This is a genomic window from Streptomyces sp. TLI_105 (assembly GCF_900105415.1).
Lineage (GTDB): Bacteria > Actinomycetota > Actinomycetes > Streptomycetales > Streptomycetaceae > Streptomyces.
Genome location: NZ_FNSM01000001.1, coordinates 1,257,315 through 1,274,397, shown reverse-complemented (window position 1 = coordinate 1,274,397; position 17,083 = coordinate 1,257,315). Strand labels below are relative to the sequence as shown.

General features: G+C 74.2%; 20 protein-coding genes. 6 read left to right on the top strand and 14 right to left on the bottom strand.

The window, feature by feature from the left end; translation table 11 throughout:
• Nucleotides 1-76: 76 nt before the first annotated feature.
• The 3 genes from BLW86_RS05825 to BLW86_RS05815 form a co-directional block, all read right to left on the bottom strand.
• Nucleotides 77-3,040 carry a hybrid sensor histidine kinase/response regulator gene (locus BLW86_RS05825; protein ID WP_093873019.1) on the bottom strand — a complete coding sequence of 988 codons (2,964 nt, stop codon included), beginning with the start codon at nt 3,038-3,040 and terminating at the stop codon, nt 77-79.
• Nucleotides 3,041-3,132: 92 nt separating this feature from the next.
• Nucleotides 3,133-3,582 (bottom strand): ATP-binding protein, encoded by a 450-nt coding sequence (locus BLW86_RS05820; RefSeq protein ID WP_093873018.1) that lies wholly within the window; start codon nt 3,580-3,582, stop codon nt 3,133-3,135.
• A 58-nt stretch (nt 3,583-3,640) separates the two neighbouring features.
• Nucleotides 3,641-4,027: an STAS domain-containing protein gene (locus BLW86_RS05815; protein WP_371129452.1), complete on the bottom strand. Its 387-nt coding sequence runs from the start codon at nt 4,025-4,027 to the stop codon at nt 3,641-3,643.
• 213 nt (nt 4,028-4,240) lie between these two features.
• Between BLW86_RS05815 and BLW86_RS05810 the strand changes: the two genes are divergently transcribed.
• Both BLW86_RS05810 and BLW86_RS05805 read left to right on the top strand, forming a co-directional pair.
• Complete coding sequence (locus tag BLW86_RS05810; RefSeq protein ID WP_177181567.1) at nt 4,241-4,693, top strand: universal stress protein; 453 nt, start codon at nt 4,241-4,243, stop codon at nt 4,691-4,693.
• Nucleotides 4,694-4,700: 7 nt separating this feature from the next.
• Nucleotides 4,701-5,195, top strand: coding sequence for a rho GDP-dissociation inhibitor (locus tag BLW86_RS05805; RefSeq protein ID WP_093873016.1), 495 nt, complete (start codon nt 4,701-4,703; stop codon nt 5,193-5,195).
• A 326-nt stretch (nt 5,196-5,521) separates the two neighbouring features.
• Here BLW86_RS05805 and BLW86_RS41910 read toward each other — a convergent pair whose 3' ends face one another.
• The 4 genes from BLW86_RS41910 to BLW86_RS05790 all read right to left on the bottom strand — a co-directional run bounded on the left by BLW86_RS41910 (nt 5,522) and on the right by BLW86_RS05790 (nt 8,913).
• On the bottom strand, nt 5,522-5,695 hold the full coding sequence (locus tag BLW86_RS41910) for a hypothetical protein (protein ID WP_177181566.1): 174 nt from the start codon (nt 5,693-5,695) through the stop codon (nt 5,522-5,524).
• Nucleotides 5,696-5,853: 158 nt separating this feature from the next.
• Entirely contained in the window at nt 5,854-7,650 is a 1,797-nt protein-coding gene (locus tag BLW86_RS05800; RefSeq protein ID WP_093873015.1) for a thiamine pyrophosphate-requiring protein, read from the bottom strand.
• A gap of 71 nt (nt 7,651-7,721) precedes the next feature.
• The gene (locus tag BLW86_RS05795; protein ID WP_093873014.1) at nt 7,722-7,949 is read right to left on the bottom strand and encodes a hypothetical protein; all 228 of its coding nucleotides are present in this window, start codon (nt 7,947-7,949) and stop codon (nt 7,722-7,724) included.
• Between the two features lie 43 nt (nt 7,950-7,992).
• Nucleotides 7,993-8,913, bottom strand: coding sequence for a SigB/SigF/SigG family RNA polymerase sigma factor (locus BLW86_RS05790; RefSeq protein ID WP_093873013.1), 921 nt, complete (start codon nt 8,911-8,913; stop codon nt 7,993-7,995).
• Nucleotides 8,914-9,099: 186 nt separating this feature from the next.
• On the opposite strand from BLW86_RS05790, the gene BLW86_RS05785 reads away from it, so the two are divergent.
• Nucleotides 9,100-9,441 (top strand): DUF3040 domain-containing protein, encoded by a 342-nt coding sequence (locus BLW86_RS05785; protein ID WP_093873012.1) that lies wholly within the window; start codon nt 9,100-9,102, stop codon nt 9,439-9,441.
• Nucleotides 9,442-9,527: 86 nt separating this feature from the next.
• Here the strand turns inward: BLW86_RS05785 and BLW86_RS05780 are convergent, their stop codons facing one another.
• Nucleotides 9,528-9,683: a hypothetical protein gene (locus BLW86_RS05780; RefSeq protein WP_030690448.1), complete on the bottom strand. Its 156-nt coding sequence runs from the start codon at nt 9,681-9,683 to the stop codon at nt 9,528-9,530.
• A 179-nt stretch (nt 9,684-9,862) separates the two neighbouring features.
• On the opposite strand from BLW86_RS05780, the gene BLW86_RS05775 reads away from it, so the two are divergent.
• Together BLW86_RS05775 and BLW86_RS05770 are read left to right on the top strand one after the other, a co-directional pair.
• Nucleotides 9,863-10,465, top strand: a complete 603-nt coding sequence (locus BLW86_RS05775; RefSeq protein ID WP_093873011.1) for a type 1 glutamine amidotransferase domain-containing protein — start codon at nt 9,863-9,865, stop codon at nt 10,463-10,465.
• 96 nt (nt 10,466-10,561) lie between these two features.
• Entirely contained in the window at nt 10,562-10,981 is a 420-nt protein-coding gene (locus tag BLW86_RS05770; protein WP_093878513.1) for a CBS domain-containing protein, read from the top strand.
• A 97-nt stretch (nt 10,982-11,078) separates the two neighbouring features.
• Here the strand turns inward: BLW86_RS05770 and BLW86_RS05765 are convergent, their stop codons facing one another.
• Complete coding sequence (locus BLW86_RS05765) at nt 11,079-11,762, bottom strand: nucleotidyltransferase family protein (RefSeq protein WP_093873010.1); 684 nt, start codon at nt 11,760-11,762, stop codon at nt 11,079-11,081.
• 285 nt (nt 11,763-12,047) lie between these two features.
• Here BLW86_RS05765 and BLW86_RS05760 point away from each other — a divergent pair, with 285 nt between their 5' ends.
• The gene (locus BLW86_RS05760) at nt 12,048-13,058 is read left to right on the top strand and encodes an SDR family oxidoreductase (RefSeq protein WP_093878512.1); all 1,011 of its coding nucleotides are present in this window, start codon (nt 12,048-12,050) and stop codon (nt 13,056-13,058) included.
• Here BLW86_RS05760 and BLW86_RS05755 read toward each other — a convergent pair.
• The 5 genes from BLW86_RS05755 to BLW86_RS05735 all read right to left on the bottom strand — a co-directional run bounded on the left by BLW86_RS05755 (nt 13,018) and on the right by BLW86_RS05735 (nt 16,746).
• On the bottom strand, nt 13,018-13,482 hold the full coding sequence (locus BLW86_RS05755; protein ID WP_256341232.1) for a thiamine pyrophosphate-binding protein: 465 nt from the start codon (nt 13,480-13,482) through the stop codon (nt 13,018-13,020). The two genes, BLW86_RS05760 and BLW86_RS05755, sit on opposite strands and share 41 nt — an antisense overlap.
• Entirely contained in the window at nt 13,479-14,504 is a 1,026-nt protein-coding gene (locus tag BLW86_RS05750; protein WP_093873009.1) for an iron-containing redox enzyme family protein, read from the bottom strand. Before BLW86_RS05750 ends, BLW86_RS05755 begins: the two co-directional genes overlap by 4 nt.
• A complete protein-coding gene (locus BLW86_RS43980) occupies nt 14,501-14,848 on the bottom strand; it encodes a CDGSH iron-sulfur domain-containing protein (protein ID WP_093873008.1) in 348 nt (115 codons plus the stop codon). Before BLW86_RS43980 ends, BLW86_RS05750 begins: the two co-directional genes overlap by 4 nt.
• A 67-nt stretch (nt 14,849-14,915) precedes the next feature.
• Nucleotides 14,916-15,623, bottom strand: coding sequence for a HemK2/MTQ2 family protein methyltransferase (locus tag BLW86_RS05740; protein WP_093873007.1), 708 nt, complete (start codon nt 15,621-15,623; stop codon nt 14,916-14,918).
• Between the two features lie 4 nt (nt 15,624-15,627).
• A complete protein-coding gene (locus BLW86_RS05735; protein ID WP_093873006.1) occupies nt 15,628-16,746 on the bottom strand; it encodes a carboxylate-amine ligase in 1,119 nt (372 codons plus the stop codon).
• Nucleotides 16,747-17,083: the final 337 nt, after the last annotated feature.

Here is a 17,083-nt window from a genome sequence, read left to right as displayed (position 1 = left end):
CGGGCCTCTCCCCGGTCGGCGGGCGCGCCCCTCCACGGCGGGCGCGTCCCTCCACGCCGGGCGGGCGGCCCCCTCCTCAGCCGGCGAGCCAGCTGCGGATCTTGTCGGTCAGTTCCTCCTCGTCGACCGGCTTCGACACGTAGTCGTCGGCGCCCGCCGCGAGGGCCTGGGCGCGGTCGCCCGGCATCGCCTTCGCGGTGACCGCGATGACGGGGAGGCCCGCGTGGTCCGGCAGCCGCCTGATGGCCTTGATGGCCGAATAGCCGTCCATCCCGGCCATCATGACGTCCATCAGCACGAGCGCGACCTCGTCGTGCGCGGCGAGCACGTCGAGGCCGGCACGGCCGCCGTCGGCCGTGAGGACGCGGAGTCCGCGCCCTTCGAGGACTTCGGTGAGGGCGTACACGTTGCGCACGTCGTCGTCCACCACGAGCACGGTCCGGCCCGCCAGCCCGTCCGGGGAGGTGGCGCCGTCCGGCCGGAGGGCGGACGAGGAGCCGGGGACGGCCAGCGCCCGCGCGGCGGAGGCCGCCCCGGCCGCCGCGAGCTCCGCCGGCCGGGGCACCGGCAGGTAGAACGTGAAGGTGCTGCCGCGGCCCGCGACGCTCTGCGCCTGGATGGCCCCGCCGAGGAGGCCGGCCACCTCCCGGCTGATCGACAGTCCGAGGCCGGTGCCCCCGTGCCGCCGGGCGGCCGTGCCGTCGCCCTGCTGGAAGGCCTCGAAGACGTGCTGGAGCTGCTCCGCGGGGATCCCGATGCCGGTGTCGGCGACCCGGAAGGCGAGGACCTGCCCGGTCCCGGCCAGGATGGGGGGCGTCTCGGCGGAGGAGGCGTGCTCGACGGTGAGCGACACCCGGCCCTCGTCGGTGAACTTCAGCGCGTTGGAGAGCAGGTTGCGCAGGATCTGGCGGATGCGTGCCTCGTCGCTGTTCAGCGCCTCGGGCAGGTCGTCCGCCAGGGTGACGGTGAACTCGAGGTGCCGCTCGTCGGCGACCGGACCGAACGTCGCTTCCAGATACTCGACCAGCTGACGCAGGGGGAACGGCTCGTGCCTGATGTCCATCTTGCCGGCCTCGACCTTCGACAGGTCGAGGATGTCGTTGATCAGCTGGAGGAGGTCGGATCCGGCGGAGTGGATGACCTCGGCGTAGTCGACCTGCTTCTCCGTCAGGTTCCCCTCGGCGTTCTGGGCGAGCAGCCGCGCCAGGATGAGCAGGCTGTTGAGCGGGGTGCGCAGTTCGTGGCTCATGTTGGCGAGGAACTCGGACTTGTACATGGAGGTGCGGGACAGCTGCTGGGCCCGGGCCTCCAGTTCCTGGCGCGCCTGCTCGATCACCAGGTTCTTCGACTCGATGTCCTTGTTGCGCTCGGCCAGGAGCGCGGCCTTCTCCTGCAACTCGGCGTTGGAGCGCTGGAGTTCCTGCTGGCCGATCTGCAACTCCTTCGACCGGGACTGCAGTTCGTCGGCCAGCTGACGGTACTGGCCGAGGAGCTCGTCGGTGCGGAGGTTGGCGACCAGGGAGCTGAGGACGGCTCCCGCGCTGACCACGAACCGGTCGAGGAACTCCCGCCGCAGGGGTGAGAAGGGGGACAGTGAGGCGAACTCGACCGCGCCGAGCACCTGTTCCTCGACCACGATGGGCAGGACGATCAGCATGCCCGGATCGCCGGAGCCCACTCCGGAGGCGACGGTGGCGTATCCGGCGGGCACGCGCTCGACCACCAGGGTGCGCCGGTCGTGGGCGGACTGCCCGACGAGGGACTGGCCGAGCCGGAAGCGGCGCGGCGGGGCGTCCGGGTCGTCGGGGGAGCCGTAGGAGGCGGTCATGACGAGCTCGGTGCCCTTCTCGCCGTCCGTGGCGAGGAAGAAGGCCCCGTACTGGGCGTCGATCAGCGGCGGCACCTCGGCCATGATCAACTCGGCGATCTCGGGCAGGCTCCGGGTGCCCTGCAGCAGGCTCGTGGTGCGGGCGAGAGTGGTCTGGAGCCAGTCCTGTTCCTCGTTGGCGCGGGTGGTGGCGCGCAGCGACTCGACCATCGAGTTGATGTTGTCGCGCAGGTCCCTGACCTCTCCGGGGGCGTCGACGGTGATCGACCGGGTCAGGTCGCCCTCGGCGACGGCGCTGGTGACCTCGGCGATGGCGCGGACCTGGCGGGTCAGGTTCCCGGCGAGCTCGTTGACGTTCTCGGTGAGCCGCTTCCAGGTGCCGGAGACGCCCTCCACCTCGGCCTGGCCGCCGAGTTTGCCCTCCGTGCCGACCTCGCGGGCGACCCGGGTGACCTCGGCGGCGAAGGAGGACAGCTGGTCGACCATCGTGTTGATGGTGGTCTTGAGTTCGAGGATCTCGCCCCGCGCCGAGACGTCGATCCGGCTGGTCAGGTCGCCCTGGGCGACGGCGGTGGTGACCTGGGCGATGTTCCGCACCTGGTTGGTGAGGTTGTCGGCCATGGAGTTGACGTTGTCGGTGAGGTCCTTCCAGGTGCCGGAGACGCCGTGCACGGTGGCCTGGCCGCCGAGCTTTCCCTCCGTGCCGACCTCGCGGGCGACCCGGGTGACCTCCTCGGCGAACGAGGACAGCCGGTCCACCATCGTGTTGATGGTCTCCTTCAGCTCCAGGATCTCGCCGCGCGCGTCCACCCGGATCTTCCGCGTGAGGTCTCCGCCGGCGACGGCCGTGGCGACCTGGGCTATGGAGCGGACCTGGGAGGTCAGGTTGTCGGCCATCGTGTTGACGCCGGAGGTGAGCTCGCGCCACACCCCGCGCGAGCGGGGCTCGCGGATCCGGCCGCCGAGCAGACCCTGGGCGCCGACCTCGTCGGCGACCCGGGTGACCTCGGAGGTGACCAGCGAGAGGTGGCCGACCATGTCGTTGTAGACGCCGGCGATCTCGCCGAGGATGCCGTCCGCGGCGTCGGGGAGCCGGACGGACAGGTCCCCCTCCCGCACGGCGGTGAGTCCGGCGAGCAGCTGCCCGAGGCCGTCCTGGCCGAGTCCCGTCTGCGGCACCGCCGCGTCCGGGGTGGAACCGTGCTCTGTCATGAACGACCTCGCACAGGGTGAGCGGCACGGGCCCGGGCGCGGGGTGCACGCAGGTCCCGCCTCACCCTCCACTCTAGGGGGTGCCCCTCGGATCAGGCCGGGTCCCGTTCGTCGGGCCGGGCCGTCACCTCCACCTCGAACCAGACGGCCTTGCCGCGGGCCCGGGGGACGCAGCCCCAGGCCGCCGCCAGCCGCTCCAGGAGGTAGAGGCCGTGGCCGGAGGGGAGGCTCGGACGGTGCCGTCCGTGGGGCCGGGGGCGTGCCGGGCTCGTGTCGCTGACCTGGACCCACAGCCGGCCGTCGGCGCCGTCGAGCCGCAGCTCGTACGGGACGCCGCCGTGGGTGAAGGCGTTGGTGACGACCTCGGAGACCAGCAGCAGGGTGTCCTCGACGGGGACCCGCCCCGGCTCCCCGGCGGCCCCGAACCATTCGCTCAGGGCCCGTTGGGCGAGATCACGGCATTCCCGTACCACTCCGTCGCCCCCCGCCAGCTCGTAGCGGCGGGTACGAGTGGTCGCATGCCGGATGGGTGGGCCGGTCATGAGGGGCTGCTTCCCCGGTCCCGCCCGCCGAATCGCGCGGTGCGGAAACTTCCTGGCGTCAGTTCCCGGTGCCGGTGTCCGCGAGGGCGGCGTCGGCGTCGTCGTACACCCGGAAGACGTTCAGCGCGCCGGTGATCTCGAAGATGCGGCGCACCGGCGACCGCAGCCCGGCCAGATCCATCCGCCCTCCCTCCGTCAGCAGCCGCAGCCGCGTCCGCAGGAGCACGTTCAGGCCGGTCGAGTCGCAGAACCGCAGTCCCGAGCAGTCGACGACGACGCGCGCGGCCCCCGTGCTCTCCTCCAGTGCCGTCCGGAGGGGTTTCACGGTGTCGTGGTCGAGCTCGCCGTCGAGGGTCAGGAGGACGGTCCCGGGACGTCCGCCGCCCCGGTTCACCACCAGGAGGCGGTCCTCCCGCGAGGCCCTGGCCTCTCCCGTTCGGCTCACAGCCTCCATGGGGCTCACCCGTCTCCTCGCGCATGAATCCGGACACCTCTGACATCGGACACCTCTGGTGCCGGATGCCCCCGCGGCCAGAAGCTCCTACCTCACTCCTGCCCCTTTTCACCCGTTTATGACATCCGGAGCGTGTTCGGTCCGCCCCGGGGTCTACGAATCCGCTCCCGGGGTAGCCGCCGGGGAGGCAGGAGGGAGTCGAGGATGGACACCCAGGGGCAGGGCCGCCGCGTGGTGGTCGGGATCGACGGGTCTCCGGCCTCCTACGAGGCGCTGCGGTGGGCGGTGCGTCACGCCCGGCTGACCGGGGCCGCCGTGGACGCGGTGGCGGCCTACGAGCTGCCCGGAGTCGCGGGCTGGTCGGCTCCCCCGGTGGACACCGGCTTCGACGGCGTCCAGGCGGAGCGGGCGCTGGCCGACGAGATCCAGACCGTCCTCGTCGGGGCCGACGACGTGCGGCTGCGCGAGCACGTGGTGCGCGGCAACCCGGCCGAGGTCCTGACGGAGGCGGCGTCGGGCGCGGAGCTCCTCGTGGTGGGCAGCAGGGGCCGCGGCGGGTTCACCAGCCTGCTCCTGGGCTCCGTCAGCCAGCAGTGCGCCCTGCACGCGCCCTGCCCCGTCGTCATCGTCCGCCCGGACGCCACCGAGAGGACGTGAGAACGTCATGGCACCCTTCGAGCTGATGCGCGTGAGCCTGGCCCAGGAGGAGCGGGGGACGGCCGTGCTGCCCCTGGACGGCGACGGCGACCCCGTCGAGCTGCCGGAGGGCGGGACGATCAGCGTCGCCCTCGCCTTCCGCGTGGGCGAGGCGGTCGACGGACTGGTCTTCGAGGAGACCCGCAGATACGCCGGGAGGGTGATCGCCACCACCCGGACCACGCTCGGCGGATACCGGGCGGGCGGGCCGTACGAGGTCCACCTGCCGCCCGAGCGGCTGCCCGTCGGCCGGGCCAACTGCGGCGTCTACGAGGTCACGGGCCGTTTCACCGACTCCACCGGGCGGGTGATCGGCCGGGAGCACCACCGGTTCCGTCTCGTCCACCAGCCGGTTCAACAGCCGGTCCGGCCGACCGAGCCGGAGCCCGCCGCGTCCCCGCCGCGTACGTCCGCCGCCCCGCCGCCCGCGACGGAGACCCCGAACGGCCCCGTGGCCGCGTGACCCGGCCCCCGCCCGTCGGGCGCCGACACCTGCCGGCGCCCGTCGGGCGCACCGTGCCGCTCCTCGGCCCGCTTGGTACCGCGCCGCGCCCGCCGGACGGGAGTGGAGGTGCGGGGCGCGGTGTGCCGAGAGACCGGGCCCCGGGGCTCGGGCGGGCGCGGCGGGCCGAAGCCACTCGGGGGCCGGAGGCGCTCGTGCCCGCCTTCCGGGGGATCCGAGCCCGGAGCGGGCGCCGGAGGCCGGCAGCTCCGCCGCCCGGTCGGCGAGCGCCATGAGCGTCAGGGCGGTGTTCGCGGCGCCCTGGGTGGGCGGCACGATCCCGTCGGTCACCAGCGGGTGGGGCAGGGGAAGGTGCGCAGCGACGCGTCGACCACGTCGTCCTCGGGCCGGGAGGCCGTCCGGCAGCCGCCCACCAGGTGCGCGTACCGCTCGATGGTCACCGGATCGGTCGCCCCCGCGGCCGCGAGGATGTCCTTCATGGTGCGGGCGGCCGCCGCCATGATCGCCGCCCCGGTGCCGGTCGCCAGGGACAGGGTCCGCTGCAGCCGCCCGCCCGCCCGCGCGTGGCGCAGGGCCCGGGGGGAGGCCGCTCCCGTGCGCGGGCCGGGTGGGGGCGCCCCCGTGCGGGGCCCGGGTCAGGACGCCGGGCGCACGGCTGTCACCGCCCGCCCCGGCCGGGCAGGAACTCCTGCATCTTCGCCTTCAGGCCCTGTTTGACCAGGTGGGCCCGCCCGCCGTCGGCCCGGGCGAGCGAGGCCAGCGTGTCCTCGATCTGGTCCCAGGTCGAGTGCGGCGGGATCGGCGGCACGTCGGGATCGGTGCGGAAGTCCAGGACGGTCGGTCCGTCCGCCGTGAGCGCCGCGCGCCAGGCGCTCTCGACGCCGTCCGGACCGGTGACCCGGACGCCCTCCATGCCGAGCGAACGCGCGAAGGCCGCGTACTGCACGTCGGGGATCGACTGGGAGGCCTCGAAGGGAGGAGAGCCGCCCATGGCCCGCATCTCCCAGCTCACCTGGCTGAGGTCGTGGTTGTTCCAGACGGCCACGACGAACCGGGGGTCGGCCCACCCGTCCGCGTACTTCGCCACGGTCACCAGTTCGGCGAGGCCGTTCATCTGCATCGCGCCGTCGCCCACCAGCGCGATCACGGGACGGTCCGGGTGGGCGAACTTGGCGCCGATCGCGTACGGCATCGCGCTGCCCATGGAGGCGAGCGTGCCCGACAGCGAGCCGCGCATCCGCCCCCGCATCCGCACGTGCCGGGCGTACCAGTTCGCCACCGAGCCGGCGTCGGCGGTGATCATCGCGTCCTCCGGCAGCAGCGGGTCGAGGGCATGGGCGACGAGCTCGGGATTGACGGGATCGGCGGCCACCTCCGCCCTGCGCTCCATCACGCTCCGCCAGCGACGCGTCCCGGCCACGACCGACTCCTGCCACTCCCGGTCCTCCTTCCGCGACAGCAGCGGCAGCAGTGCGCGGAGCGTGGCCGCCGCGTCGCCGACGAGGTTCACCTCGTACGGGTAGCGCAGCCCGACCATGTGCGGCTCGATGTCGATCTGCACGGCCCTCGCCTGCCCGTACGGCGGCAGGAACTCGGAGTACGGGAAGTTGGAGCCGATCGTCAGCAGCGTGTCGCACTCCCGCATCAGCTCGTAGGAGGGACGGGAGCCGAGCAGCCCGATCGACCCCGTCACGTACGGCAGTTCGTCGCTCAGCACGTCCAGGCCGAGCAGCGCCTTCGCCACGCCGGCGCCGAGCCGCTCGGCCGTCTCCACGACCTCGGCGCGGGCCCCGGCGGCGCCCTGGCCGACGAGCATGGCCACCCGCTCGCCCGCGTCGAGGAGCTCGGCCGCGCGCCGCAGCGACTCCTCGTCGGGTACCGGCGTCCAGCCGCTCACGTCGAGGCTGGACGGCACCATCTTGTGGGCGTGCGTCGGCGGACTGTACTCCAGCTCCTGGACGTCGGCCGGAACGATCAGCGCGGTCGGCGCCCGGCGGGCGAAGGCGGTGCGGATCGCCCGGTCCAGCACGTTCGGCAGCTGTTCCGGCACGGTGACCGTCTCCAGATAGTCGGAGGCGACGTCCTTGAAGAGGCTGTGCAGGTCGATTTCCTGCTGGTACGAGCCGCCCATGGCGCTGCGGTCGGTCTGGCCGACGAGCGCCACCACCGGCACGTGGTCCAGCTTGGCGTCGTACAGCCCGTTGAGCAGATGGACCGCGCCCGGTCCGGAGGTGGCGACGCACACGCCGAGCCCTCCGGAGAACTTCGCGTAGCCGACGGCCTCGAAGGCCGCCATCTCCTCGTGCCGGGCCTGGACGAACCGTGGCTCGTCACCGGCCCGCCCCCAGGCGGCGAGGAGTCCGTTGATCCCGTCGCCGGGATAGCCGAAGACGTGGGTGACGCCCCATTCCCGCAGCCGTTCGAGGATCCGGTCCGACACCTGCGGCCCGCTCATGGCACGCCTCCTTCGTCCGTGTGCTGCCCGTCGGTCCACGGCGGCATCACGGCGGACGGGGCCCGGCACGCCTAGGCGTGCCGGGCCCCGTCCTCGTTCCCCTGGTCGGGCGGCGGCCCCTTCTCGAACCGCGCCGCGTCGCGGCGCAGACGTCGGGCCGCTTCCCCGACCTCCTTCCGGATCCTGGTCGCCACCTCGTCCATCGACTCCTCGGGCGGTACCTGGGAGCGGTCGGGTCCGTCGTCCTCGTGATGCTGCTTCGCCACGTGACGGCGGCTGCCCCGGATCCCGGCGGCCATTCTTCGGACGGTCGGCCGATTCGGGCCGCGCGGGGCCGGACGGTCAGCCGTCCGTGCCGTCCGCCGTGGCGTCGTCCTGGAGGAGGCCGTCCTTGAGTTCGCCGAGGATGCGCGTGAGCAGGCGCGAGACGTGCATCTGGGAGAGGCCGATCCGGTGGCCTATCTCCGCCTGGGTGAGCTCCTCGCCGAAGCGGAGTTCCAGGATGCGCCGGTCGCGGTCGTCGAGCCGGGCGAGCAGCGGCCGCAGCGCCGTCAGCGACTCGATCAGCTCGTACGAGGGTTCCGCGCTGGCCAGGTGACGGGCGCCCGCGCCGGGCGCGGCGTCCTCGTCGCCTGCGGGGAGGTCCAGGGACCGGGCCGCGTAGCCGTGTGCCGCGAGCTGGCCCTCGGAGACCTCCTCCTCCGTGAGGTGCAGCTGTGCGGCCAGTTCCGCCCGGGTGGGGCGGCGTCCGAGGCCCTGTTCCAGGGCGTCGGCCGCCTTCGCGAGGTCGATCCGCAGCTCCTGGAGCCGGCGGGGGACCCGTACGGCCCAGCTGGTGTCCCGGAAGAACCGCTTCATCTCGCCGACGATGGTGGGGAGCGCGAAGGCGGAGAAGTCGACGGTGCGGTCGGGGTCGAAGCGGTCGATCGCCTTGATCAGGCCGATCGTGCCGACCTGGACGATGTCCTCGACGGGCTCGGCGCGGTTCCGGAACCTCCGGGCGGCGAACTTGACGAGGCTGAGGTTGAGCTCGACCAGGGTGTTGCGGACGTACGCGTGCTCCGGGGTCCCCTCCTCCAGGGCCCGGAGCCGGGAGAACAGCGCGACGGACAGGGTCCGGGCGTCGTCCGTGGAGACGGCGGTCGGACACGCGGGCTCGGGCAGTCCGTCGAGCGCCGCCCGGCGGGTGGCGGCCCCCGTGGTGTCGGGGGCGGGGCCTGCGGTGGTGAGCAGGGTGTCGGAGCGTTCTCCGGCGGTGGACATGAGGGCTCCTTCGACGGGGGGCGATGGGCCTGCGCCGCGGCGAGAAGAGCGGCGACGGGGTCCGTCGGTCGAGCGTCCTGAGGAAAGGATGCCCCTTTTGGGATGGTTTGACACGAATCGCGGGGGAACCCGCAGAGACACGACGCGCCCACGTCGGCGCGCAGGGATCGGGAGGAGGTGTCCGCGATGGACGAGGCCCGGCTCTCGGCGCACGAGCGGCGCGTTCTGGCGGAGATCGAGGAGCAGCTGAGTCGGGACGCATCGCTCGCGCGCCGCCTGCGCACGATGCGACGGACCCCGCGCCTGCCCGCCCCCTCGCTCTCCCGGGCCCGCCGCCACCTTCCCTCCCTCGGCGTCGTGGCGCTCGGCGTCATGACCCTCGCCCTGCTCGTCCTCGCGGTCGACACCGGGGCGCCGGGGCTCATCTGGGCGTTCGCCTTCGTATGGGTGCTGACCCTGGTCACGGCGCTGCTCATGGTCGTCCGCTGGGCGAAGCGCCGGGCGACGGGATCACGGACGGACGGGTGAGGCGACGGGCTCCGGCCCGGAACCGCGCACCGCCGCCCCGGAGGGTCCGGGGCGGCGGTGGTGCGATCTCGGGGTCGCGGGTCCGTTCACCAGCGGTACCAACGGCCGCCGCCGCTCCTCATCAGGAAGCCGAGCACCCACACCACGAGCAGGGCGATGGCGATCCACCAGAGCACGTCGAGGGCGAATCCCGCGCCGAACAGCACCAGAATCACAAGGAGAACGAGAAGAAGGGGAACCATGGCTGCACCTCCGCTGCCTGCGGGGCCCGGCCGGTAGGTCTCGGCACGGGAACTCGGTACCAGCGCGCTTTCCCCCATCCTCGGAGAACATGCGGGGTGATATGTGAGGTTTGAGGCGACCGGTGCGGGTGAGGCGCAGAGACGGCGGGGGGGCAACCACGCCGGAAAGGAAGCACATCGTGTCGTCCGACGGAAAACTCGACGGAAAGCTCGCCGGAAAGCTCGCCGGAAAGAGCGTTCTCGTCCTCACGACGAACTACGGGACGGAACAGGACGAGTTGCAGAAGCCCGTGGCCGTCCTGCGGGAGAACGGCGCCCGCGTCACCGTCGCCGCGCAGAAGGACGAGTCCGTCCGGACCCTCGTCTCCGACCAGGATCCCGGAGCGGTCGTCCAGCCGGACACGACCCTGGCGGAGGCGACGGCGGACGGATTCGACGCGGTGATCGTGCCCGGCGGCACCATCAACGCCGACCAGCTGCGGAGCGACGACGAGGCGCGACGCCTCGTCTCCGCCTTCGCCGAGGCCGGCAAACCCGTGGCCTCGATCTGTCACGGACCGTGGCTCCTCGTGGACAGCGGCCTGGCCCGGAACCGCGAACTGACCTCGTACCCGTCCCTCCGCCCCGACCTGGAGAACGCGGGCGGGACCTGGGTGGACCGGAAAGTCGTGGTCGACACCTCGGGGGGCCACCCCCTGATCACCTCCCGTCGGCCCGGCGACCTCGACGCCTTCGCCGCGGCGATCGTCGACGCCCTCCACGGCGCCGGGAAGGCGGCATGACGGGAGAAGCCCGCGAGGCGGCCGGAAGGCCGGCGTCCCGAGACGGCCCGACGGCCCGGTGACACGACAGACCCAGCGACATGACAGGTGATGGCCATGACCACCGCACGCGACATCATGACCCCGGAAGCGACCTGCGTCCGTTCGTCCGAGACCCTCGTCGACGCCGCACGGAAGATGGCCGAGCTCAACGTCGGGGCACTGCCGATCTGCGGCCCCGACGAGAGGCTGAAGGGCATGCTCACCGACCGCGACATCGTCGTGAAGTGCGTCGCCCAGGGCAAGGACCCGCAGCAGTGCACCGCCGGCGAGTTCGCCCAGAACGAGATCGTCACCGTCCGCGCGGACGACACCGCCGAGCAGGTGATGCGCGTCATGAGCGAGCACCAGATCCGGCGGGTCCCCGTCATCGACGGACACGTCCTCGTCGGCATCATCGCCCAGGCCGACGTCGCCCGCGCGATGCCCGACCCGCAGGTGGGCGACCTCCTCGGGACGGTCTCCGAGGAATCCTGAGTCCGGAAGGCCCACCCGGCACCACGGGGGCGCCCCGCCGCCGTCCACGGCGGGCGGAGTGCCCCGCGCCGCGCCCACGGCGCCCGGGGCGCCCCGGTCACGAGCCGTCGCGGCGCGGCAGCACGTCCATCAGTTCGAGCAGGTACAGGAAGGCCTCCGCCATCGGCGAGCCCGCGGTGTCCCCGTGCACCCGCCCCCAGTCGATCCGCTCGCGCAGCCCCCGCGCCACCGGCAGCAGCGGGCCGAAGTCGCAGTGGTGCTCGGAGAGCGCGAGGAGACGGCAGACCATGAGGTCGGTCGGCGCCAGCACCGGCATGTGCACCGAGTCCACCGGCAGCGTCTGGGCACGGTCGAGGAGCTCCGCCGTGACCGGCCGCCCGGCGAGCGAGAAGATCAGATCGATCTGCTCGCCGCCCGCGCGGGCCTTGACGAGCCAGTCCTCGGGCGGGTCGACGATCCGCACGCCGCGCTCCCGCAGGGCCTCCGTCACGACCTCGGCGTCCTCGCGCAGGATCGCGAAGTCCGTGTCGTGCTGGAGCCGCACCGGGATGCCGTGCGCGTACGCGGCGACACTGCCGACCAGGGCGAACGGACGGCCGGACGCCTTCAGCACGGCCCCGACCTCCTTCGTCGTCTCCAGGATCGCCTGCGTGTGGTCGGGCGGCAGGGCGGAGGTAGGCGCGCGGGACGCGTGCGCGGGCGCGCTGTGCGGCGGGCCGTTCCGGGAGGATGCCGTTCCGCCCGTCTCCGGGCGTGCGGGCGGGCCTTCCATGAGGTTCATGGCCTGCTCCTCTTCTCGCGGCCGATCGCGGCCGATCGCGATGGCCCTTGCGGAGGGGACCAGCGTCTACCCATCCCGAGGAACCCCATCCACGCATGGTCGCCCGCCGGACCGGGCAGGCGCCTCGCACCCTCCGACGAGAGGACACCGATGACATCCGCCCGTCGTGCCCGGCACGCCCCTCACCCCGCTCCCGTCCTCCGCCCCCGGCGCGCGGGGCTCGCTCTGGGGACCTTCCTGGAAGGCCTGGTCGTCATCCACGAGCGCGGGCGCGTGCGGTCGCCGATGGCCGGCCGGACCGTCGTCGTCACCGGCGCGAGCGCCGGCGTCGGCCGCGCCGTCGCCCGTGCCTTCGGCGCCCAGGGCGCGAGCGTCGCGCTGCTCGCCCGTGGCCGCCACGGTCTGGAGGCCGCGGCCGCCGAGGTCGAACGGGCCGGCGGGCACGCCCTCGTGGTGCCGGTGGACATGGCCCTGCCCAGCCGGGTGGAAGAGGCCGCCGAACGCGTCGAGAAGGTCCTCGGCCCCATCGACGTCTGGGTGAACTCCGCCTTCACCTCGGTCTTCGCCCGCTTTCCGGACGTCACCCCCGACGAGTACGCGCGGGTCACCTCCGTGACGTACCTCGGCTGCGTCAACGGCACGCGCGCCGCGCTCCGGCGCATGCGCCCGCGTGACTCCGGGGTCGTCGTCCAGGTGGGCTCCGCGCTCGGCGAGGCCTCCGTGCCCCTCCAGGCGGCCTACTGCGGCGCCAAGCACGCCATCAACGGCTTCACCGCCGCCGTCCGGATGGAGCTCCGGCACGAGCGCAGCGACGTGGCCGTCACCGTCGTCCAGCTGCCCGCCGTCAACACCCCGCAGTTCTCCTGGGTCCTGTCCCGCCTGCCGCGCCGCCCGCGCCCCGTGGCGCCGGTCTACCAGCCGGAGGTGGCGGCCCGCGCCGTGGTGTACGCCGCTCGGCACCCGCGCCGTGCGGAATACCGGGTGGGGGCCTCGACGGCCGGGACCGTCCTCGCCCACCGGTTCGCCCCCGCCCTCCTGGACCGCTACCTCGCCCGCACCGGATACGACGCCCAGCAGACCGACGAGCGCGCGCGGCCGGCAGCCCCGCACAACCTGTGGGAGCCCCTCGACGGCCCCGGCGGCCGGGACTACGGCGCCGACGGCTCCTTCAGCGAGGAGGCCGCCGGCCGGTCGCCGTACACGGCGGCGGCGCGGCACCCCCTCCTGCTGTCGGCGGCCGCCGGGGCGGCGCTGGTCACGGCCCGTGCGCTGCGCACCCGGGCGGCACGGACCTGAGGCCGACGGGCCGGCCGGGCCGGGGGAGGCGCCCCGCGGCCCCGTCCGCGAAGGTCCGGGCCCCGTCCGAGAGGGCCCCGACCCGCCCGGCCGGGTCCGTCGTCGCCCGGGTCAGGTCCGTGCCGAGCAGGGCGACCACCGGCGCCCCGTCCGGCCGCGCGTCGTGCAGGCCCCGGAGGAGCCGCACGGTGCCCGGCGCGGACGAGGCGGCGCAGACGCCTACGTGACCGGAGAACGTGGCGTACCCGACGGCCTCGAAGGCCGCCGTCTCCTCGTGGCGCGCCTCCACGAGGAGACGGCTCGTCGTCCGTCCGCACCCACGCCGACACCCGGTCGTCCAGGTCGGGACAGCCGAAGACGTGGCGCACCCCCAGGCCCGCAGATCGTCGAGGAGCACGTCCCCGACGGTCGTGCGGGTCCTCACGGTTCGTTCCCGGACGGCTGCGGCAGGGGCGCGCGCAGGGCGCTCTCGCCCCGCGACCAGGCGTCCACCACCCGGCCGCCGAGCCGGTCCTCCAGGAAGGAGGTCGCGGCGATGCCGAAGGCGACGTCGTCGGCCAGGTCCGGCTCGTCCTCGAGGAGGCCGCCGACGACCTCACGGCGGACGATCTGCTCGTGGACGGCGTCGGCCTCCACGTGCTCCTCGTAGTACCGCTCCGCGGCCGGTCCGGCGCCGGTCCTGCGCAGCGCCGCGGCGATGCGGGCGGCGGCGGGCGGCGACGTCGTCTCCACGACGGCGAAGTGCCCCACGAGCGCCCCGCGCAGCCTCCGGTGCAGGCCGAACATCGACATCAGGTTCGAGGCCGCGAGGACCTCGGCGCCGGCCGTGTCCACATGGCGCCCGTACGCGGGGTCGAGGCCCAGATCGGCCATGAGCTCCGCGTAGAGCCGGGAGTGCATCCGTTCGGGCCGCCCGCAGCCGTACTCGTCGTACTCGACGGCCACCATCGCCGCCTTGGCGCGGCCGCTCAGCCGGGGGACCACCCACAGGTGCGGATCGGCCTCCCGCAGCTGGTGCACGGAGCGCAGCGCGACGTACTCGCGCAGGTGCCACGGCTCGCCCGAGGAGGCCAGGAAGTGGGAGACGCCCGTGCCGTCGACCGGCTCCACGAGGAGGGCGGCCAGCGCCTCGTCGACGCCCGCGCGGTGGCGGCAGTCGTGGCGCAGCGCGCTCTCGAAGCGGTGCTCCATGAGGGCCCGGGTCCGGAGCAGACCGGGGTCCCACTCCAGGGTGTCGGGGACGCCCGCGAAGCCCCGGTAGTGGAGCTCGTAACAGAGGTGGAGGGCGAGCTGGAGGTCCTCCCCGTACGGGGAGGAGCGCGCGATGTCCGCCGCCAGGGGCAGCCGGCCGCCGCCCAGCAGCCGGCTCCGGACCATGCGGGAGATCTCGCCTCGGGCCTCGGGGGCCTCGGGCCGTGCCGTGACGGCCGTCGGGAGCAGCGTCATGACGTCTCCGCCTCCCCGGCCGTGTCCCGCGCCGGGCGTGGGGCGCCCCGGGCCGCCTTCGGCGCGCCGGTGCGGCTGCGGAGGCGCGGGCGGTGGCTGGTGTCGCAGAACGGCGCCCGCAGGCTCCGCCGACAGGTGCACAGGGCCATGACGGGCCGCTCGCAGCGGATCACCGAACCGTCGGGCATGACGATCTCCGCGGGCCCCTCCACGAGCAGCGGACCCTCGGGGAGCGGACGGAACCGGGGCGGGGACGTCCGGGGCCGGGCGCTGCCCGGGCCGTCCGATCCGCCGTCCTCCGGGATCCTCACCCTCGGGGTGCCCTCGTTCGGGGAAGCAGACATCACACACACCGCCCATCAGCTCGGATTGCGTCGGTATCGCGCGACTGCCCGGCTCTCCGGCTTCGAATCACGGCCGGCACGCGCGGATCACGACGAGCTGCTCCGTGCGCGTCCCCGACGGGACCAGGCCCCGGGCCGCGAACCAGTCGGCCCGGGCCGACATCACCGGACCGAACGGCTCGGTGCGCCGCTCGACGACACGGGCCCGCAGCCCGGCCCGCCCGAGCGCGTCGAGCGTGGGGGCGACCCCGGAGAGCGAGGACTGGACGAGCAGCAGCACTCCGGAGGGCGTCAGGAGGCGGGGCGCCCGCGCGCAGACCCGGTCGAGGAGCAGCCGGCCGTCGGACCCGGCGTCCCAGCTCCGGCGGGCGCCGCGCGCGGGCGGCCGAGGGTCCTCGCTGGGCACGTACGGCGGGTTCACGGTGACGAGGTCGAAGCGTTCCCGCCCCACCGGCCCGTCCAGGTCGCCGCGCAGCGCCCGGATCCGGCAGCCGTGCAGCAGCGCGTTGAGCCGGGAGGAGGCGATCGCGGCGCGCGAGATGTCGACGGCGGTGGCCCGCGCGCCCCGCAGGGCGGCGGCGACCGCGACGATGCCCGTGCCCGTGCACAGGTCGAGCGAGCGGACTCCGGGCCGCAGCTTCTCGCGCCGCACCTGCTCCACCAGGAGTCCGGTGTCCACCTGGGGCGCGTACACGCCGGGGAGACGGCACACCCGGAGGTCGACCGGCTGGTCCCCGGCGGGAGCGGAGCGGCGTACGGAGACGGGGGAACCCATGCGATCAGCTCCCCACCGTCGCCGAGGCCAGCGCGTCGACCACAGCGCTGAACCGGCCGTGCCGGCGGAAGACGTCGCGCTGACGGGCGGCGCCACCGCCGTCCGCGCGGATCCGCTCCCACTGCTCGCACACCCAGTCGGTGTCGCCGGTGACGTCGAGGCCCGGCCGGGCGAGGGCGATCAGCGTGTCGAGGAGCCTCGCGGCGGGCCGCTCCCGGCCGTCGACCGGATCGAGACCGGTGCCCGCGATGCCCTGGGAGGCGGCGAGCCGGTGGGCCCTGAGCAGCGTCGGGCCGGGGATCACGGGCGCGGGGACGCCGGCGTCGACGCGGGGCAGCAGGGTGGCGGCGAGGCCGCGGACCAGGATCGCGAGCAGCACCACCGTGTCGAGTTCCGCGTTGGCGTCGGCGACCCGGACCTCCAGGGTCGGCACGTGCTCCGAGGGCCGGGCGTGCCAGTACACCATCCGGTTGTCGAGGAGCGTGCCGTCCCTGACCAGGCGGGCGACGTGGGCGAGGTACTGGGACTCGTCGAGGACCGGGGTCGGGCCGACGGTCGGCCACCTGGCGTGCTCGACGGCGCGCCAGCTCTGGTAGCCGGTGTCCTGCCGGCCGGCGTAGGGCGAGTTCCCCGCCAGCGCCTGGAGCACGGGCAGCCACGGCCGTATGTGCTGGGCGAGCGCGAGGGCGTGCTCGCGGTCCAGCGTCCCGATGTGGACGTGACAGCCGCAGACGAGCCCGTCGTCGCGCGCGACGCCGTCCGCGCGGGTGACCAGCGAGGCGAAGCGGCTGGCCATCAGACGGTACCGCTCGGTGTCGGTCACCGTCAGCGGCTCCTCGGGCGGCAGCACGGGAGTGCCGCAGGCGACCGGCATGCAGTGCACGTCGTGCGCGGCAGCGCCCACGGTCGCGCGCAGCCAGGAGAGTTCGTCGCGCAGGGTGCGGCGGCTCGCCGTGGCCTTCGTGCAGATCTCGATCTGCGCGTTGAAGAACTCGGTCTGCACCTGCCCGCCGAGTTCGGGGCTCGCCCGCCGGATGACCTCCGGGGCCCGGTTGACCGGGGCCCGTGTCACCCGGTCGACCAGCACGAACTCTTCCTCGACACCCATCGTCAGGATCTTCATGTCGGGCTCCTCCTCGCCTCGGCGCGCGACTACCCGCCTCAGGGCCCGGCATGCCGCCACCCCGGCCCGCGACCGCTTCCGCCCCGGCCCGCGGCCGCTCCCGCCCCCGCCCGAGGCCGTCCCCGCGCGGGGACGGCCGTCGTGCGCGGCCACTCCTGCGCGGGGCCACCCGTCCGTGCGCGGCCGACCCGGCGCGGAGCTGTGCGCGCGGCCGACCCGGCGCGGAGCTGCGCGCGCGGCCGACCCGGCGCGGAGCTGCGCGCGCGGCCGACCCGGCGCGGAGCTGTGCGCGCGGCCGTTTCCGCGCGGTGCCCGGCGGGCACACGCCCGCGCGTCA